Genomic DNA, 14522 nt, shown 5'->3' on the forward strand with positions numbered 1-14522 from the left:
GGCCGCCATTGCCATTCCAAAAATAACCAGTGTTTTCAGCCCGATTGTGACTTGGATCTCCAGGCACGGAAGCGGGCAGTCGTTCTTGTTTTGTGATTAGGAAAGAGGGAAACAATGAAGCGCACCACCAGAATCATCACGACCGCATTTGCCGGCCTTCTCGCGTTCGGCACCTTCACGACGGGGCAGGCCCGTCAGTTCCGTTCAGCCGACGTGCAAGCGCCGGATTACCCGACCGTCAAGGCCGTGCAGTATATGAGCGATGAACTCAGCAAGGCGACCGATGGCAAATATACGATCAAGGTCTTCCCGAACTCGCAGCTCGGCAGCGAGAAGGACACCATCGAGCAGGTCAAGCTCGGGGCGCTCGACTTCATCCGTGTCAACTCCGGAACGCTGAACACCATCTGCCCGGCGATGATGGTGCCGGTTCTGCCGTTCCTGTTCCACGACAAGGCCCAGATGCGCACGGTTCTCGACGGACCGATCGGCGATCAGATCCTGGCGGATTGCGATGCTCATGGCCTCGTTGGCCTCGCCTTCTACGATTCAGGCTCGCGCTCCTTCTATACGACCAAGCCGGTGCGGAAGATGGAGGATCTCAAGGGTTTGAAAATCCGTGTGCAACAGTCCGATATCTGGGTCGCAATGATGAAGGCGCTCGGCGCCAACGCCACGCCGATGCCGACGGGCGAAGTCTTCACCGGCCTCAAGACCGGGCTGATCGACGGTGCGGAGAACAATTGGCCGAGCTACTACAACTTCCATCACTATGAGCTCGCCAAGTACTATTCGCTGAGCGAACACTCGATGGCTCCGGATGTCCTGCTGATGTCGAAGCGCGTCTATGACAGCTTCACTCCTGAAGAGCAGGCGCTAGTACGCAAGCTCGCCAAGCAGTCCGTGGTCTATATGCGCCAGCTCTGGGATGCGATGGAAAAAACCTCGGAGGAGAAGGTGAAGCAAGCCGGCGTCGAGGTCATCCCGCTGGACAAGGCGCCGTTCGAAGCCGCGATGCAGCCGATCTATGACCAGTTCGTCACTGATCCCGCCCTCAAGGACATGATCACCAAGATCAAAGCAACGAAATAACGAAGCCTGCCGGGGGCGTTCGACACGCCCCCGCACCGCCTGCGATCGCCTTCGCCCGGCGTCCATGGGGCGCCGAAACGGCGGCAATCGATCAACAGCATTCAATGATCAATCCGAGGAGACAAGCAATGGGCGCGCATATGCATGCACTGCCGGTAGATCCCGCCGCGCCTTCACAAGCGGTCCGTACCACCACCAACACCACGGGCATGCTCGGCGCCTATTTCGCCTTTCACGCGTGGCTCTCGCGCATCTGCCTCATGATTGCGGTCGTCGGGACAATTCTGATCGTTGCGGCCGTCCTCTATCAAATCTTCGGGCGCTACGTGCTTAACGACTCTCCAGCCTGGACCGAAATATTCGCGCTGGTGGTCATTCTCTACGTCACCTGCCTAGCGGCAGCGGTCGGTGTTCGTGACGGACGCCATATCGGCATGGACTCGCTCCTGAACTTCGCCCCCGAGGGTGTTCGTCTGGCGGCCGAGATCATCGTTTATCTCGGCATGATCATCTTCGGCCTGTCGATGGCCTGGAGCGGCGGCCAACTCAGCATCGAGATGGCGCCTTACATCAATCCTGGCCTGCCGATTTCTCAGGCCTGGAGTTATGTGCCGCTTGCGACCGGCGGTGTGCTCATCGCTCTCTTCGCTGTCGAACGGATCGTCGCCGCCGTCCTGAAAATCAAGGTTATCCCCTCATGGCATTGATCATTCTCTGCGCAGTTTTCGTGGGCGGGCTGGTGCTCGGCATGCCGGTCATCTTCGCCATCGGCCTATCGTCGATCGCCACGGTGCTTTACGAAGGGCTGCCGCTAGCGGTCGTCTTCCAACGCATGGCGTCCGGCATGGGCACCTTCTCCTTCCTCACCATTCCGTTCTTCATCTTCACCGGCGAGCTGATGATGTATGGCGGCATCGCCGATAGGATCATCCGCAGTTCCAAGGCGATGGTCGGTCATGTGCGCGGCGGCCTCGGCATGACCAACGTCGTCGCCTGCACCATGTTCGGCGGTGTCTCCGGCTCGCCTGTCGCGGATGTCTCGGCCATGGGCTCGGCTCTGATCCCCCTGATGAAAAAGGAAGGGATCGATGCGGATTATGCGGTCAACGTCACCACCTATTCCTCGCTCGTCGGCGCGCTGATGCCGACCAGCCACAATATGATCATCTATTCGCTTGCCGCCGGTGGTCTGGTGTCGATGAATGCCCTCATCATGGCAGGCGCTATTCCCGCAATGATCCTGACGGTTGCCAACGTGCTGACGGCCTATTTCGTCGCGCGGTCGCGCGGCTACAGCCGCGGCGAGTTTCCGGGCTGGATCGAAGTCTGCCGCAGTCTTGCGGCCGCAGTCCCCGGCCTTTTTATCATCGTCATCATCGTCGGCGGCATCTTGTCCGGCGTCTTCACCGCGGCGGAAGCGGGCGCTGTTGCCGTCCTCTACGCGCTGCTGCTGACGATCTTCGTCTATCGCAGCCTGTCCTTCGAAAACTTTTTGAAGGCGGTGGCAAAGGCGACCAAGACGACGGGTGTCGTGCTGCTGCTGATCGGCATCTCCACAATGTTCGGTTATCTGATGAGCATTTACGGCGTCGCCGATATGGTCGGCGAGGCGCTCAGCCATGTGAGCACGCAGCCATGGGTGATTTTCATCCTGGTCAACATAGCGCTGTTCGTCTTCGGCATATTCCTCGACATGGCCGCACATATTCTGGTCTGCACGCCGATCTTCCTGCCGATCGTCACGCAATACGGCATGGACCCCGTACAGTTCGGCATCATCGTGCTCTTGAATTCGACCATCGGCCTCAATACACCGCCGGTCGGTGCCGCCTTCTATCTCGGCTGCGCCATCGGCGAGGTGCCCGTCAGCAAGGTGATCCGTTCGATCTGGCCGTTCATGGTCGCGCTTTGGACCACGCTCATGATCGTCACCCTCATTCCGGAAACCTCTATGTTCATCCAGGATCTCTTCCGGTAGGCTGATCGGCTGCCGTCAAGCTGCGCTTATCAGGCCAGGGTTAGCCGCCCTGGCCTGTACCTTCTTTTGCCTGGCTTCCCCCCGGCTCACGACCCAGGGCACGCTGTTCCCGAGGTTTGGGCTACGAGCGGAAGACAACTGCGAAGATCATATCCGATCCTGTAGAAGAAGCTGCCCACGGGTTGGCCATGCTTCGTCACCTGCTGTTCCTTGATTTCGGTTATTCGTGAAAATAGCGGATCAAGAGAAGCCCGTTCCAAGTCACCCCGCTTCAGTCCGAAAAGAATGACGTTTCGCCCCTGCAGGTCGGCCGGTTTGAACCAGTAGCCATACATCAAACTATCCTGGCCGAGTGCGCCCCGACCCACCGAGGTCTGAACGGCATCGTCGTCGTCGCGATTGTAGAACGCGATCTCGCTTGCCACGAAATACTTGTCCATGCCGGCCAGCAGCACCTGCTTACCCGTTTCCTGCTCCACGCTATGCTCGATCAATTCGGTTTGGCGACCGAATTCCTGCCAGGCGACAGGCAATGTCCGGATGTTGCCGAAATGACCGACCATCGGAAATCCGAGCACGAGGTAATGCAGACCAAGCCCGTAGACGACCAGCATGGTCATTACGGTCGGAACCCATAGCCGCCGCAGCAGGCCGTCGAATTTCGACACGCTGGTGCCGGCCGCGACGATGGTGGCCGAGATCGACGGCAGAAGGGCGAGCCAGAGCGGTCCCGTCCAATTCAGCTTGACCTCGTGAAACAGGCTGAATGCGACGAAGACCAGCAGGGGAACGATCGTATAGACCTTGATGAAGAGCGATCGACGAGCAGCCTCCGCGTCCGCATTCGTTGCGAATGTCACGGTGTTTCTGGTCACGAGGGCGGCCATCGCCGCTACCAATCCCAATGGGGTCAGCAGGATCGCGACGCTGGTGATCAGCGAGGGAAGCGAAAAGGTGGTCGTGCCTTCCAGGCGATCCGCGCTCTGGAAAGCGAATGACGCCCAGCCATGCGTCGCATTCCAGTAGATCACCGGTGAGAAAAGCACGGCAGCGAGCACGGCGGCCAGATAAGGTTGCGGCCGCAGCAGCCAGCGTCGCGCCTTAGTGTCGAGAAGCAGGAAGATCAGCGTGGCGGGGCCAAGGAGCGCGATCGTATATTTGGAAAGCATTCCCAAGCCGATACACAGACCCACGCCCCACCAGGCCCGACGCTTCCCCGCAATCAGCGTGCGCTCCAGAAAATACAGCGTTCCGGCCCACGCAGCCGTGAGAGGGACGTCCGGCATCATCATGAAGCCGGTGGAAAAGAAAAACGGCAGGATGGCGATAAGCAGGACGCTGACGAATGCTGCCGACTTGCCGAACAGATTGCGCGAGAACCGGAAAGCGAAGAAGCCGACCACGATCCAGGCGAGATAGGCACCGATGCGAACGCCAAATCCCGTGTCGCCAAACAGGCTGGTTCCCGCCCAGATCAGCCAGGCGACCATCGGTGGATGATCGAGATATCCGATGTCGAGATGCTGCGCGTAGTTCCAGTAATAGGTTTCTTCCGGCACGAGATCGACAAGCCCAAGGAAGACCAGTCGCAAAGCGAGGACATAGCCCAGCACGCCGATCGCCGCCACGCGCCATCGGACGTCGGATGGCATGCGCGGGCGGGCATAGGGGAACACGAAGAAGGCATTGCCGAGATAATTGACGATAGCGGCAGCGCCGACGCCGAGAATGATGGCGGCCTGCGGCGGCCATCCGAGAAGATCGACCGCACCGGCAAGCACGCCGCCCCGCAAGGCGAAAGCGAGCAGGCAGATGGTCATGAAGCGGATGTAACGCCTCCAATCCCGTTCATGGGGCCGCGGCCCGTCGCTTGCGAAGGCCCATTTGGAGTTCAGGATGTAGTTGGAGATCGTGGCAACGGCGAAGCTGACGAGATGGGCGGTCACCAGACCGAAGCCCGTCCCGAAAAGAATCTGGAAGATCAGCAGGTCGATGGCGAGGCCAATGAGGCCGACGCCGGCAAAACGCGTCGCATTTCCGAAGGAAACCGCGCCTCCGGCAAGGACCATGAGACGGCGGGCATAGTCTATCATATGCCCCCATCCGATCTTCGTCTGCCCGTGTACTCGATCGCGAAAGATGATCGGGACCTCGGTCAGCCGAAGCGCATCGCCGCCTTCGGCGATGATTTCGAGACCGATCTTGAAGCCGATTGCCGTCGGATCGATCGCCAAGAGCCGCTCTTTGCGCACGGCAAAGAACCCGGACATCGGATCCCGCATATCGGTCAAGGGCCAGGCCAAGGCGCCGCCAAGGCGGGAGAGGAGCCGGCGGGACCGTGGCCAGTCCGGCGTCGCGCCGCCTGGCACATAACGGCTTCCGACCACCATGTCGCGTTTTCCCTCGATGATGGGGCGAACAAGATTGCGGATCTCTTCGGGCGGATGGCTGAGATCGGCATCCATGACCACGACGATGTCGCTGCTGGCGTATTTGGCTGCCCAAAGTACATCCCCAGCCAAGCCCCCTTTTCCGCCTGCGGAAATGAGCCTGACGGGCGCCTTTTTCTCCCATGCCTGGACGCGTTCGATCGTGCCGTCGGTCGATCCGCCGTCGGCGATCAAGACCTCCAGCGCGAGGCCGTCAGCGGACTGCGAAAACAGTGAGGACAGCAGGATATCGACATTGTCGGTCTCGTTGAGAGTCGGAACGACAACGGAAATGGATTGCTGATGTCTTATTTTATCGTCAGCGTCGAGCTCGGAGACGAGAGCTTTGCCGGCCGATTTTTGTGACCAATCCGAAATATTGCGCGAATAGTTCACAGGCTTACAGACGATGACAAAGCGCCGGCGCGCGGGAACGTCAAAACAGCCGCAAACGAGTATAGTGAGATCTGAACGTCTGAATAATAACTTTCGGTCTGCATTTGCTTCATGCGAGATGGTTTCCTGTTTCGGGGCGGCGCGACTATCGGCAATGACGCTGACAGTCACCTGAAGACCGCATTTAAGTCTTTGCTGAGGCGGCCGGACTTAGGTGGCGTCGAGCAGCCGGCCGGCATTCAGCCAGCGATTCGGACATCACGGTCATTCAAAAGCCATAAAGCTGGGGAGGCTCGCGACGGTACAGACAGATCAAGTCTATCTTCGCCACCCATCGGCCTGCATGTCTGTGACAGCAGCTTTTCAGCTTTAAAGAGCTGTGCTCGCCGAGATGGGTTTTAATCCACAGGACCTGAATGAGTAGGTTCGCCGCGACCAAAGCAAATTTGCGAGGTTCAATGCGATGCACTCCATCACAGACCGTGCTTTAGTCACTATTATCATCTCGAACTACAATTACGCTCGCTTTCTGCCGCGCTGCATCGACAGCGCGTTGGGGCAAAGTTACGACAATATGGAAGTCATCGTCGTCGACGATGCGTCGACCGATGACACGGCCGATGTCGTTGCTTCCTATGGATCTCGAATCAAGACGTGCCTGAGAGAGAAGAACGGCGGGCACGCTGCGGCGTTCAATACCGGTTTTGCGGCGAGCCGCGGTGAGATCGTCCTTTTTCTCGACGCCGATGACTATCTTTACCCGAATGCCATATCCGAGATCGTCGACGCCTGGGAGCGTGATGCCGTCCAGATGCAGTTCAGACTGCACATGGTCGATGAGAATATGCAGGTAAAGGACGTCTTTCCGCCTCCGGAGCTTCCGTTCGACTCTGGTGACGTGACGCCAAAACTGCTGCAGAGGGGACGGTATCAGACGACGGTTACCAGCGGCTTGGCTTTCAAACGCTCAGCTCTGGAGGTAGTCATGCCGGTTCCCGAGACGGATTTCCGCCAAGGCGCTGATGGTTATCTTGTCACCGTGGCGCCCCTCCATGGCAAGGTTACGTCGATAGAGTCCTGCCTTGGAGCCTACCGCATCCATGGTTCCAATCACTCAGTCTTTGCAGAGAAACTTGGCCAACGCGCACGCTGGCGAATGCAGCATGACTTTCATCGCATCGACGCCTTATCGGATCAGGCAGCCGAGATCGGCTTGACGGTGCCGGAGGATGTCAATCTCCATGATCCAGTTCATTTGGAAGAGCGCCTGGCGTCACTGACCATGGACAAATCCCGCCATCCCATGGTCAGCGATTCCAGATTTGCGCTCGGTACGGCCGGCGCCGTTGCGAGCATGGAAATGAATGCATCCTTGCGACGGCGTGCCATGCTGGCGGCATGGTTTCTTTCCGTCGGCGTCCTTCCCGGCCGCATGGCGAAGGCGATCCTGTCGTGGAAACTCGTCGCCTCCTCCCGGCCCGCCTTCCTATTGCGCCTTTCGAAGACCATTCGTAGCGCCATCGGATAGGGTCCAGACTGCCCGGGATCAAATCCGTGCATGGCGTAATCCGGTTGCCGGTATTACATTGCGTCGGATCTGAGATGGAGAGCGACGAACTTGGCGCAAAGAGCTGGCAACGCGGATCTTCCCTTGCATGGAGGGCGGGTACCGAAATGGCTCGGCGACCGAATGACGCGTTTGGGTGCCGTGATTACCGAGGCGGTCGTTCAACATTACGGTCGCGACGAACTGCTGCGGCGGCTGGCGAACCCTTTCTGGTTCCAGTCCTTCGGCGCCGTCATGGGCATGGACTGGCACTCCTCGGGCATTACTACCAGCGTTCTCGGCGCGCTGAAACGAGGCCTGACGCCGCTCTCGGGCGAGCTTGGAATTCATGTCTGCGGTGGCCGCGGCGCTCAGTCGCGCAAGACGCCGGATGAACTTGCGGCCATCGGCAATCGTGTCGGCATCGACGGTGCGGGGCTCGCAGCGACAAGCCGGCTTGTCGCCAAGGTCGACAGCGCCGCCCTCCAGGATGGATTCGATCTCTATCTGCATGGTTTCATCGTGACGGATGATGGCAAATGGGTCGTCGTCCAGCAGGGGATGAATGGCGATCGGCGGCAGGCGCGGCGCTATCATTGGCTGTCCGAAGGGCTGACGAGCTTTCTCGATTCCCCGCATGCGGCGATCGAGGGAAGAGATCAGGGCCGGATCGTCAATCTCGCCGATCGGCGCGCTGACCGGTCGCGGGCAGGTCAGCTTGATCTGCTGTCATCGCTAGGGCCGGACAAGATCGTGCGCGAAGTCGCCGCGCTGGAAGCAGAACCGGCGGCAGTTGCCGAAAACAATGCGCAACCCATGCTGCCACATCTGATCATGCCGGCTCATCATGATGTTCGCGAAACCGATGTGAACATGCGGCGATTGCACGGGAACCTGGCGGCGGCGGCCGACCGCGGGCCGGTGGATTTCGAGGACCTGTTGCTGACACCCGGCGTTGGCGCAAGAACGGTCAAGGCGCTGGCAATGGTTGCCGAAGTCGTGCATGGCGCGCCTTATCGCTTTTCCGATCCCGCCCGGTTTTCGTTGGCGCATGGCGGCAAGGATCGCCACCCTTTTCCCGTGCCATTGAAGGTCTACGACGAGACCATCAACGTGATGAAATCGGCGGTCCGGAAAGGGCGGCTTGGCCGCGACGAGGAGTTGCAAGCGCTGAAGCGTCTGGACGATCAGTCCCGCATGCTCGAGCGATATGTCACCGGTCCTGATCTCAAGGAAATCGTTGCCGGCGAGTTCGACAGGTCCGCTTTTTACGGCGGACGCAGCGTGTTCGGCTGGGAGCCTCCCGCCAAGGGCGAAGACGAGATCGAAAGGCATCCCCAGAGGTCAAAATGCTGACGCCGGGCTACCGCGCCAGAGGGAACATAATCCTTCTTCGATTGTTGACGTCCAGATAACCGGCGCAAGGAGCAGGATGATGATGAATGCTGCAAAAGACCTCGCGACAGAATATCTAAGGTTGGGCGGCCATCGTCTGCTGGTGATGGACGACAACATCTTGTCCACGAATTGCTGGGAGCCAGATTCGCGGGAGGCGGAGAGCTTCTGGAACGAGCGTATCGAGACGCTGAACCCCAAGCGCCGCAACGAGGTGATGTCCTTCCTGCCATCAATCAACGCTCGCTGACCCGGACCGGCCGCCGTAAACCATGAAAACGCGTAATGGCCGCCCAAGGCCGAGAGGCGATCGCGATCCGCCGGCGGGTTACATTCTCAAACCGTGAGGAGAGAAAGCGATGAGCGTCATGAAAGCTGTGCGCATTCACTCGTTTGGCGGTCCGGAAGTGCTTCGTCTTGAAGAGATCGAACGTCCCGAGCCCAAGATCGACGAAATCCTGATCCGGGTCGAAGCTGCCAGCGTCAATCCAGTCGACTGGAAGATGCGCGAAGGAAATTACCCGGCTGTCCAGGAAACGGACTTGCCCTACGTGCTCGGGCGAGACGTCTGCGGAACGGTCGAGAAAGTGGGGGATGGGGTCGCGGTGTTTCGGCCCGGCGACGGGGTCTATGCCTTTCTCAATCCGATGCACGGCGGTTATCAGCAATTCGTCATCGCCAGGCCGGAAGAAATAGCGCCGAAGCCGCGGTTGATGGATGCAGTCCAGGCCGCCGCAATACCGTTGGCGGGTATCACCGCATGGCAAGGCCTCTTCGATCATGGCGGACTTCAGGCTGGCCAGCGCGTCCTCATCCATGGCGGTGCGGGCGGCGTCGGCCATTTGGCCATTCAGTTTGCAAAGGCGAAAGGTTGCTGGGTGGCGACGACCGTTTCCAGCGTCGATCTCGATTTCGCGCGCTCCCTCGGGGCCGATAAGGTCATCGACTATAAAAGCGAACGGTTCGAGGATGCGATACAGCCGGTGGACGTGGTGTTCGATCTTATCGCTGGCGAAACGCAGGATCGATCATTCGGCGTGGTGAAGACGGGCGGGATCCTTGTTTCGACGTTGACCGAGCCGGACAAGAACCGCGCGACCGAGTTCGGGATACGCGCCACTCGCTATACGGCGCAGCCGAACGGCCCGCAGCTTGCTGAAATTGGCCGACTCATCGAGCATGGAAAGGTGGGGGTGGAGATTCGCCGCGTCTATTCGCTCGAACAGGCAAGCGCGGCACAAGAGGCAATCCGCAACGAACATAATCGCGGGAAAATTGTCTTGCGGGTCGAGCATTGAGGCACAGGTGCATCGGCGGAATTGAAGCTGCATCATCATGCATCACCCGGTTTGCCGAGCACGTCTCGCTCCATTTGGCGGAAGCGGGCGCGCCTCACATGCATGTTTATGCGGCGCGTCGATCTCGTGAAGGTCCGCGCATTTTTTTCGCGCGGCGGTTTGCACCGTTTTGCGCCTCAAAGACCAGATAGATCGGACAATCGGTCCTGATCATATTGCTCCGCTCCCGGTAAAGGCTTCAGCCAGGATTCACGCCGCTTTACCCAAAGTTCGTAGGTCGGAACCATGTTGGTCGGTGCTGCATCGAGGCATCCGAGCTTGATCTCAGCCTCGACGTCGTTATTCGCAAAAACATGCGATCCGCAATGAGGGCAGAATCTTCGGCCTTCGTAGACGGTTGTTTCGCCCGTCGTCGAAAACGCCTCAGCCTGCCAGACGCCGAAAAAAGTAAAAGCCGAACCGCTTTCCTGACGGCAGTCGGTGCAATGGCAGATACCGACGCGTTTCGGCTCACCGCTGACAGAATAACGAACTCTTCCGCAGCGGCATGATCCATGTCGCAATGTCATTTCTAAAGCCTCCATTCCCTTGAGTTTGCCTGAGCGCAACCTGATGTCCCATGCGAACCGGAAACACGCGACATGGGCGAAATGTTCCCGATATCGACAACCTCTTCGGCGGGGAATTCTTTTAAGATCGGTATTCTCCGAAGTTCGGCCGCTCAGTCAGGAACTTGCCGCTGTCGCGATTGTTATGGCAGAAAACTGGAGGAGCAGATGAAGGCGCTTGGGTGTTGGCGGCATGTATGTGTCGACATGCAACGGATGTTTGCAGAGCAGACGCCGTGGTTTGTGCCATGGATGGACCGCATTCTCCCGCAGGTCAGGGAAGTGAGCGGGACATATCCGGAGCAGACGATCTTTACTAGGTTCGTACCGCCTCGGAGGGCCGATGACCTGTGGGGTGAATGGCGGGACTATTACAGGAAGTGGTGGATGATGACGGGCGAGCATCTGCCTTCGGAGATGGTTGAGCTTGTTCAGCCGCTCGCGGATTTCGTGCCTCCGGCACGTGTGTTCGACAAGCGGGTTTATTCGCCCTGGATCGGCGGCCGGTTTCACGCGGCACTGGCGGACGAGAAGGTTACGACGCTTGTTCTCAGTGGCGGTGAGACCGATGTCTGCGTGCTTGCGACGACGCTCGGCGCCATCGATCTCGGCTATCGGGTGGTGCTGCTCAAGGACGCGGTTTGCAGCGGCACGGACGAAACCCACGATGCCTCGCTCGAGCTTCTCAACGACCGTTTCTCGGTCCAGCTCAACCTTAGCACCACGGAGGAGTTCCTCAGCGTGGCCACGAACGCCTGAGTCTGCTTTCGTCGTAGGCAGTTCGCCTTCGCACCCCCAGCGGGGCCTAAGGCAGCCGATAGGCGATGACGTAGTCGCCGGGTGTGGTGCCGATCGAGCCGTGGCCGCCTGCTACCATGACGACATATTGCTTGTTGTCGCCGGCCGTATAAGTCGTCGGCGTCGCCTGGCCACCCGCCGGCAGACGGGCTTGCCAAAGCTGCCGTCCGGTCGTGACGTCATAGGCACGCAGGTAGTTGTCGACGGCCGCGCCGAGGAAGGCAACGCCGCCTTTGGTTATGATCGGTCCCCCAATCCCCGGAACGCCGACCTTAAAGGGCAGGGGCAGAGGCGTCATGTCGTGCACCGTGCCGTTCTTATGCTTGTAGGCGATCTTGCCGCTCCTGAGATCGACACCGGCGACATAGCCCCATGGCGGTGCTTGGCAGGGAATGCCGAGCGGTCCGAGAAACGGTCCCATATAGACTCCGTATGGCGCACCGTCGTTTCTGTTCAGGCCTTGCTCGCTGCCCTTCTGGTCCTGACCTCTTGGCGGAATCTCTGCGCGGGGCACGAGCCTCGACGTGAAGGCGAGATAGGTCGGCATGCCGAACATGATCTGGCGCTCCGGATCGACGGCGACGCTGCCCCAGTTAAAGGTACCGAAATTGCCGGGATAGATGATCGATCCCTTCAGCGATGGCGGCGTGTAACGGCCCTCATATTTGTACCGATGGAACGCGATGCGGCAGGCAAGCTGATCGAAGAGCGTAACCCCCCACATGTCCTTTTCCTGCAGCGGCGGGGGTGAGAAGGTGAGATCCGAAACCGGCTGTGTCGGAGCGGTATGATCTTCGGGAATGGCGCCGCCGGGTGCAGGTATCTCCTTGAACGGAATGAGCGGCGCGCCGGTGCGCCGGTCGAGCACGTAAATGTCGCCCTGCTTGGTCGAGGCGACAAGCGCGGGCACCACGGTGCCATCGGATTTCGTCATGTCGAAAAGTACGGGCTGGGCCGGAACGTCCATGTCCCACAGATCGTGATGGACGAATTGCTGCACCCATTTGAGCTGGCCGGTGTTTATGTCCAGCGCGACGACGGAAGAGGAGAAGCGCTCGACATTAGCACTCCGGCCCATCCCGAGTTGATCGGGGACTTGATTGCCGAGCGGAATATAGACCATGCCGAGGGCCTGATCGACGCTGAACACCGACCAGCTATTGGGTGAGTTGGTAGTGTAGGTCTGCCCAGGCGGCAAAGGATTGGTTTGGTCGGGGTTGCCGGAGTCCCAATTCCAGATCAACGCGCCGGTCTTAATATCGAAGGCGCGGATGACGCCGGATTGCTCCTGCGTGGAATAGTTGTCGTTGACAGCCCCGCCGACGATTATCTTGTCTGCCACCGCCACAGGGGGCGAAGTCGAGTAGTAATAGCCGGCCGGATTATACTTCATTCCAGCTTCGAGATGGAGCATGCCCTGATTGGCAAAGCTCGTGCAGACCTTGCCATTGGCGGCATCAAGAGCGATCAGACGCGCATCAGACGTGGGTAGATAGACGCGATCGGCGCAGGGTGCTCCCGCGGTTGCAGTCTGATCGTGGTAGTAGGTGACGCCGCGGCATGTCTGATGTTGTCGATCCGGGTTCATTCCGGAGTTCGGGTCGTATTTCCATTTTTCCTTGCCGGTTTGCGCATCGAGCGCGATCGCCAGATTGTGCGGCGTGCAGAGATAGAGGGTGTCACCGACTTTGAGGGGCGTCACCTGATAGGTCGTTTCGCCGATATCGTCCGGGCGCTTGACGTCGCCGGTTTGATATCGCCAGACTTCCTTCAAATTGGCGACGTTCTGGACATTGATCTGATCGAGCGGCGAGTAGCGCTGGCCGAAGGGTGTGCGGCCATATTGATGCCACTCCCCGTTCGGCACGTCGCCGCCCATCGGCGCATTGGCTGCCACCGTCGTCGGAAGATCGCCGGAACGATCGTGCGGATCGGTGGTCATCGAATAGATCGCGACGAAGATGGAGACGATCAGCGGTATGGCAAGCGGCCAGGGATTTGCGGCGTAGTCGACACCGGCGGGACTGCGGAAACCGAGCGGACGTCTGATCCAGGGGGTGAGCAGCCACAGGCCGATCAGGATGATGATACCGCCGCGCGGACCAAGCTGCCACCAATCGAAGCCGACCTCCCATATCGCCCAGACAAGCGCGACGAGCACGAGGATCGCATAAAGCCAAAGGGCAGCCACGTTGCGCATGAACAGCAATATCGCGGTGACGATGAACATGAGGCCGGCGAAGAGATAGAAGAAACTGCCGCCCAGCATGACGAGCCAAAGTCCGCCGCCGCCAAGGAATAAGCCGATAATCGCCAGAAGTACGGATGTTATAATAATGGCCATGATCTACTCCAGTCTCTATTCGCTGCTGGCGATTGTTCGAGCATAGGCGAAGTCGATCGGCCGTGATCCGCTTGCGGGTCACGGCCGGCTACGCTGAAACTCGTGAGAGTAAGGACGGAAACAATATGGATTGGAGTCGCCGATTCTGGATCGATCCATGGAGACCTCCAAAACAAAATCGTGAGTTGAACGTCGGGCTGGGGGAAATGTTCCCGGCAAACAAGCAGCCCCGGTGAGGCTTGGCGTCGCAGGCTGAGAATGATCGGATCACCCGAATTGATTAACGAGCGTAGTTAATTTTTTAATAATTTTGTGTTTACTGATGGAACTAAGCACGGGACTAATCGTTTCCGCGCCGCACCGGAGGAAACATGATGAATTTTAAAATCGTCACCGCTCAGTCCGAAGTGGAAACCGAGGACACCGGAACCTATCCGGATGGCATGATGGAGCACAATCGCATCGACTTCTCCTCGAACCGCGAAAAGCGTCACCGTAGATCTCACGAGCGCGATTATGGCGCCGCCAAAGAGCTTGCGCCCGTTCCCGTCGGCTTGGTGTAAGCCGGCCATCCGTTGATGCTTAGATCGGTTGCGGATAGATCGCCGCAACGATGGTCGTAACGGCGTTTGCTGTCG

12 protein-coding genes are annotated in these 14522 nt (G+C 59.1%); 9 read left to right on the forward strand and 3 right to left on the reverse strand.

What is annotated here, in order from left to right; genetic code table 11:
* The first annotated feature begins 114 nt into the window (after positions 1–114).
* From K290_RS0114210 to K290_RS0114220, 3 genes are all read left to right on the forward strand, one after another.
* Complete coding sequence (locus K290_RS0114210; RefSeq protein ID WP_028752541.1) at positions 115–1092, forward strand: TRAP transporter substrate-binding protein; 978 nt, start codon at positions 115–117, stop codon at positions 1090–1092.
* Positions 1093–1220: 128 nt separating this feature from the next.
* Entirely contained in the window at positions 1221–1799 is a 579-nt protein-coding gene (locus tag K290_RS0114215; RefSeq protein WP_051264070.1) for a TRAP transporter small permease, read from the forward strand.
* The gene (locus K290_RS0114220) at positions 1790–3070 is read left to right on the forward strand and encodes a TRAP transporter large permease (protein WP_028752543.1); all 1281 of its coding nucleotides are present in this window, start codon (positions 1790–1792) and stop codon (positions 3068–3070) included. Before K290_RS0114215 ends, K290_RS0114220 begins: the two co-directional genes overlap by 10 nt.
* A gap of 86 nt (positions 3071–3156) precedes the next feature.
* Here the strand turns inward: K290_RS0114220 and K290_RS34285 are convergent, their stop codons facing one another.
* Positions 3157–5895 carry a glycosyltransferase family 39 protein gene (locus K290_RS34285; protein WP_051264072.1) on the reverse strand — a complete coding sequence of 913 codons (2739 nt, stop codon included), beginning with the start codon at positions 5893–5895 and terminating at the stop codon, positions 3157–3159.
* A 463-nt stretch (positions 5896–6358) separates the two neighbouring features.
* Here K290_RS34285 and K290_RS0114230 point away from each other — a divergent pair, with 463 nt between their 5' ends.
* From K290_RS0114230 to K290_RS0114245, 4 genes are all read left to right on the forward strand, one after another.
* The gene (locus K290_RS0114230; protein WP_028752544.1) at positions 6359–7423 is read left to right on the forward strand and encodes a glycosyltransferase family 2 protein; all 1065 of its coding nucleotides are present in this window, start codon (positions 6359–6361) and stop codon (positions 7421–7423) included.
* Between the two features lie 90 nt (positions 7424–7513).
* Complete coding sequence (locus tag K290_RS0114235; protein WP_028752545.1) at positions 7514–8797, forward strand: DUF763 domain-containing protein; 1284 nt, start codon at positions 7514–7516, stop codon at positions 8795–8797.
* A 79-nt stretch (positions 8798–8876) separates the two neighbouring features.
* A complete protein-coding gene (locus tag K290_RS0114240; RefSeq protein WP_154668605.1) occupies positions 8877–9086 on the forward strand; it encodes a hypothetical protein in 210 nt (69 codons plus the stop codon).
* Between the two features lie 109 nt (positions 9087–9195).
* Positions 9196–10134: an NADP-dependent oxidoreductase gene (locus K290_RS0114245; protein ID WP_245276541.1), complete on the forward strand. Its 939-nt coding sequence runs from the start codon at positions 9196–9198 to the stop codon at positions 10132–10134.
* 176 nt (positions 10135–10310) lie between these two features.
* Here K290_RS0114245 and K290_RS0114250 read toward each other — a convergent pair whose 3' ends face one another.
* Positions 10311–10703, reverse strand: coding sequence for a GFA family protein (locus tag K290_RS0114250; RefSeq protein WP_028752548.1), 393 nt, complete (start codon positions 10701–10703; stop codon positions 10311–10313).
* Between the two features lie 207 nt (positions 10704–10910).
* On the opposite strand from K290_RS0114250, the gene K290_RS0114255 reads away from it, so the two are divergent.
* Positions 10911–11501 (forward strand): cysteine hydrolase family protein, encoded by a 591-nt coding sequence (locus K290_RS0114255; protein WP_028752549.1) that lies wholly within the window; start codon positions 10911–10913, stop codon positions 11499–11501.
* A 46-nt stretch (positions 11502–11547) separates the two neighbouring features.
* Here K290_RS0114255 and K290_RS0114260 read toward each other — a convergent pair whose 3' ends face one another.
* Complete coding sequence (locus K290_RS0114260; protein WP_028752550.1) at positions 11548–13884, reverse strand: glucose/quinate/shikimate family membrane-bound PQQ-dependent dehydrogenase; 2337 nt, start codon at positions 13882–13884, stop codon at positions 11548–11550.
* Positions 13885–14255: 371 nt separating this feature from the next.
* On the opposite strand from K290_RS0114260, the gene K290_RS0114265 reads away from it, so the two are divergent.
* Entirely contained in the window at positions 14256–14447 is a 192-nt protein-coding gene (locus K290_RS0114265; protein WP_245276542.1) for a hypothetical protein, read from the forward strand.
* The last annotated feature ends 75 nt before the right edge of the window (positions 14448–14522 follow it).

Source organism: Rhizobium leucaenae USDA 9039, assembly GCF_000426285.1.
In the GTDB taxonomy this organism is placed as follows: domain Bacteria; phylum Pseudomonadota; class Alphaproteobacteria; order Rhizobiales; family Rhizobiaceae; genus Rhizobium; species Rhizobium leucaenae.

What these genes read in the sequence shown, in the direction of transcription:
- K290_RS0114210 (WP_028752541.1), top strand. Translation starts at nt 115, where the DNA reads ATGAAGCGCACCACCAGAATCATCACGACCGCATTTGCCGGCCTTCTC.
- K290_RS0114245 (WP_245276541.1), top strand. Translation starts at nt 9,196, where the DNA reads ATGAGCGTCATGAAAGCTGTGCGCATTCACTCGTTTGGCGGTCCGGAA.
- K290_RS0114220 (WP_028752543.1), top strand. Translation starts at nt 1,790, where the DNA reads ATGGCATTGATCATTCTCTGCGCAGTTTTCGTGGGCGGGCTGGTGCTC.
- K290_RS0114260 (WP_028752550.1), bottom strand. Translation starts at nt 13,884, where the DNA reads ATGGCCATTATTATAACATCCGTACTTCTGGCGATTATCGGCTTATTC.
- K290_RS0114265 (WP_245276542.1), top strand. Translation starts at nt 14,256, where the DNA reads ATGATGAATTTTAAAATCGTCACCGCTCAGTCCGAAGTGGAAACCGAG.
- K290_RS0114215 (WP_051264070.1), top strand. Translation starts at nt 1,221, where the DNA reads ATGGGCGCGCATATGCATGCACTGCCGGTAGATCCCGCCGCGCCTTCA.
- K290_RS0114250 (WP_028752548.1), bottom strand. Translation starts at nt 10,703, where the DNA reads ATGACATTGCGACATGGATCATGCCGCTGCGGAAGAGTTCGTTATTCT.
- K290_RS0114240 (WP_154668605.1), top strand. Translation starts at nt 8,877, where the DNA reads ATGATGAATGCTGCAAAAGACCTCGCGACAGAATATCTAAGGTTGGGC.
- K290_RS0114255 (WP_028752549.1), top strand. Translation starts at nt 10,911, where the DNA reads ATGAAGGCGCTTGGGTGTTGGCGGCATGTATGTGTCGACATGCAACGG.
- K290_RS0114230 (WP_028752544.1), top strand. Translation starts at nt 6,359, where the DNA reads ATGCACTCCATCACAGACCGTGCTTTAGTCACTATTATCATCTCGAAC.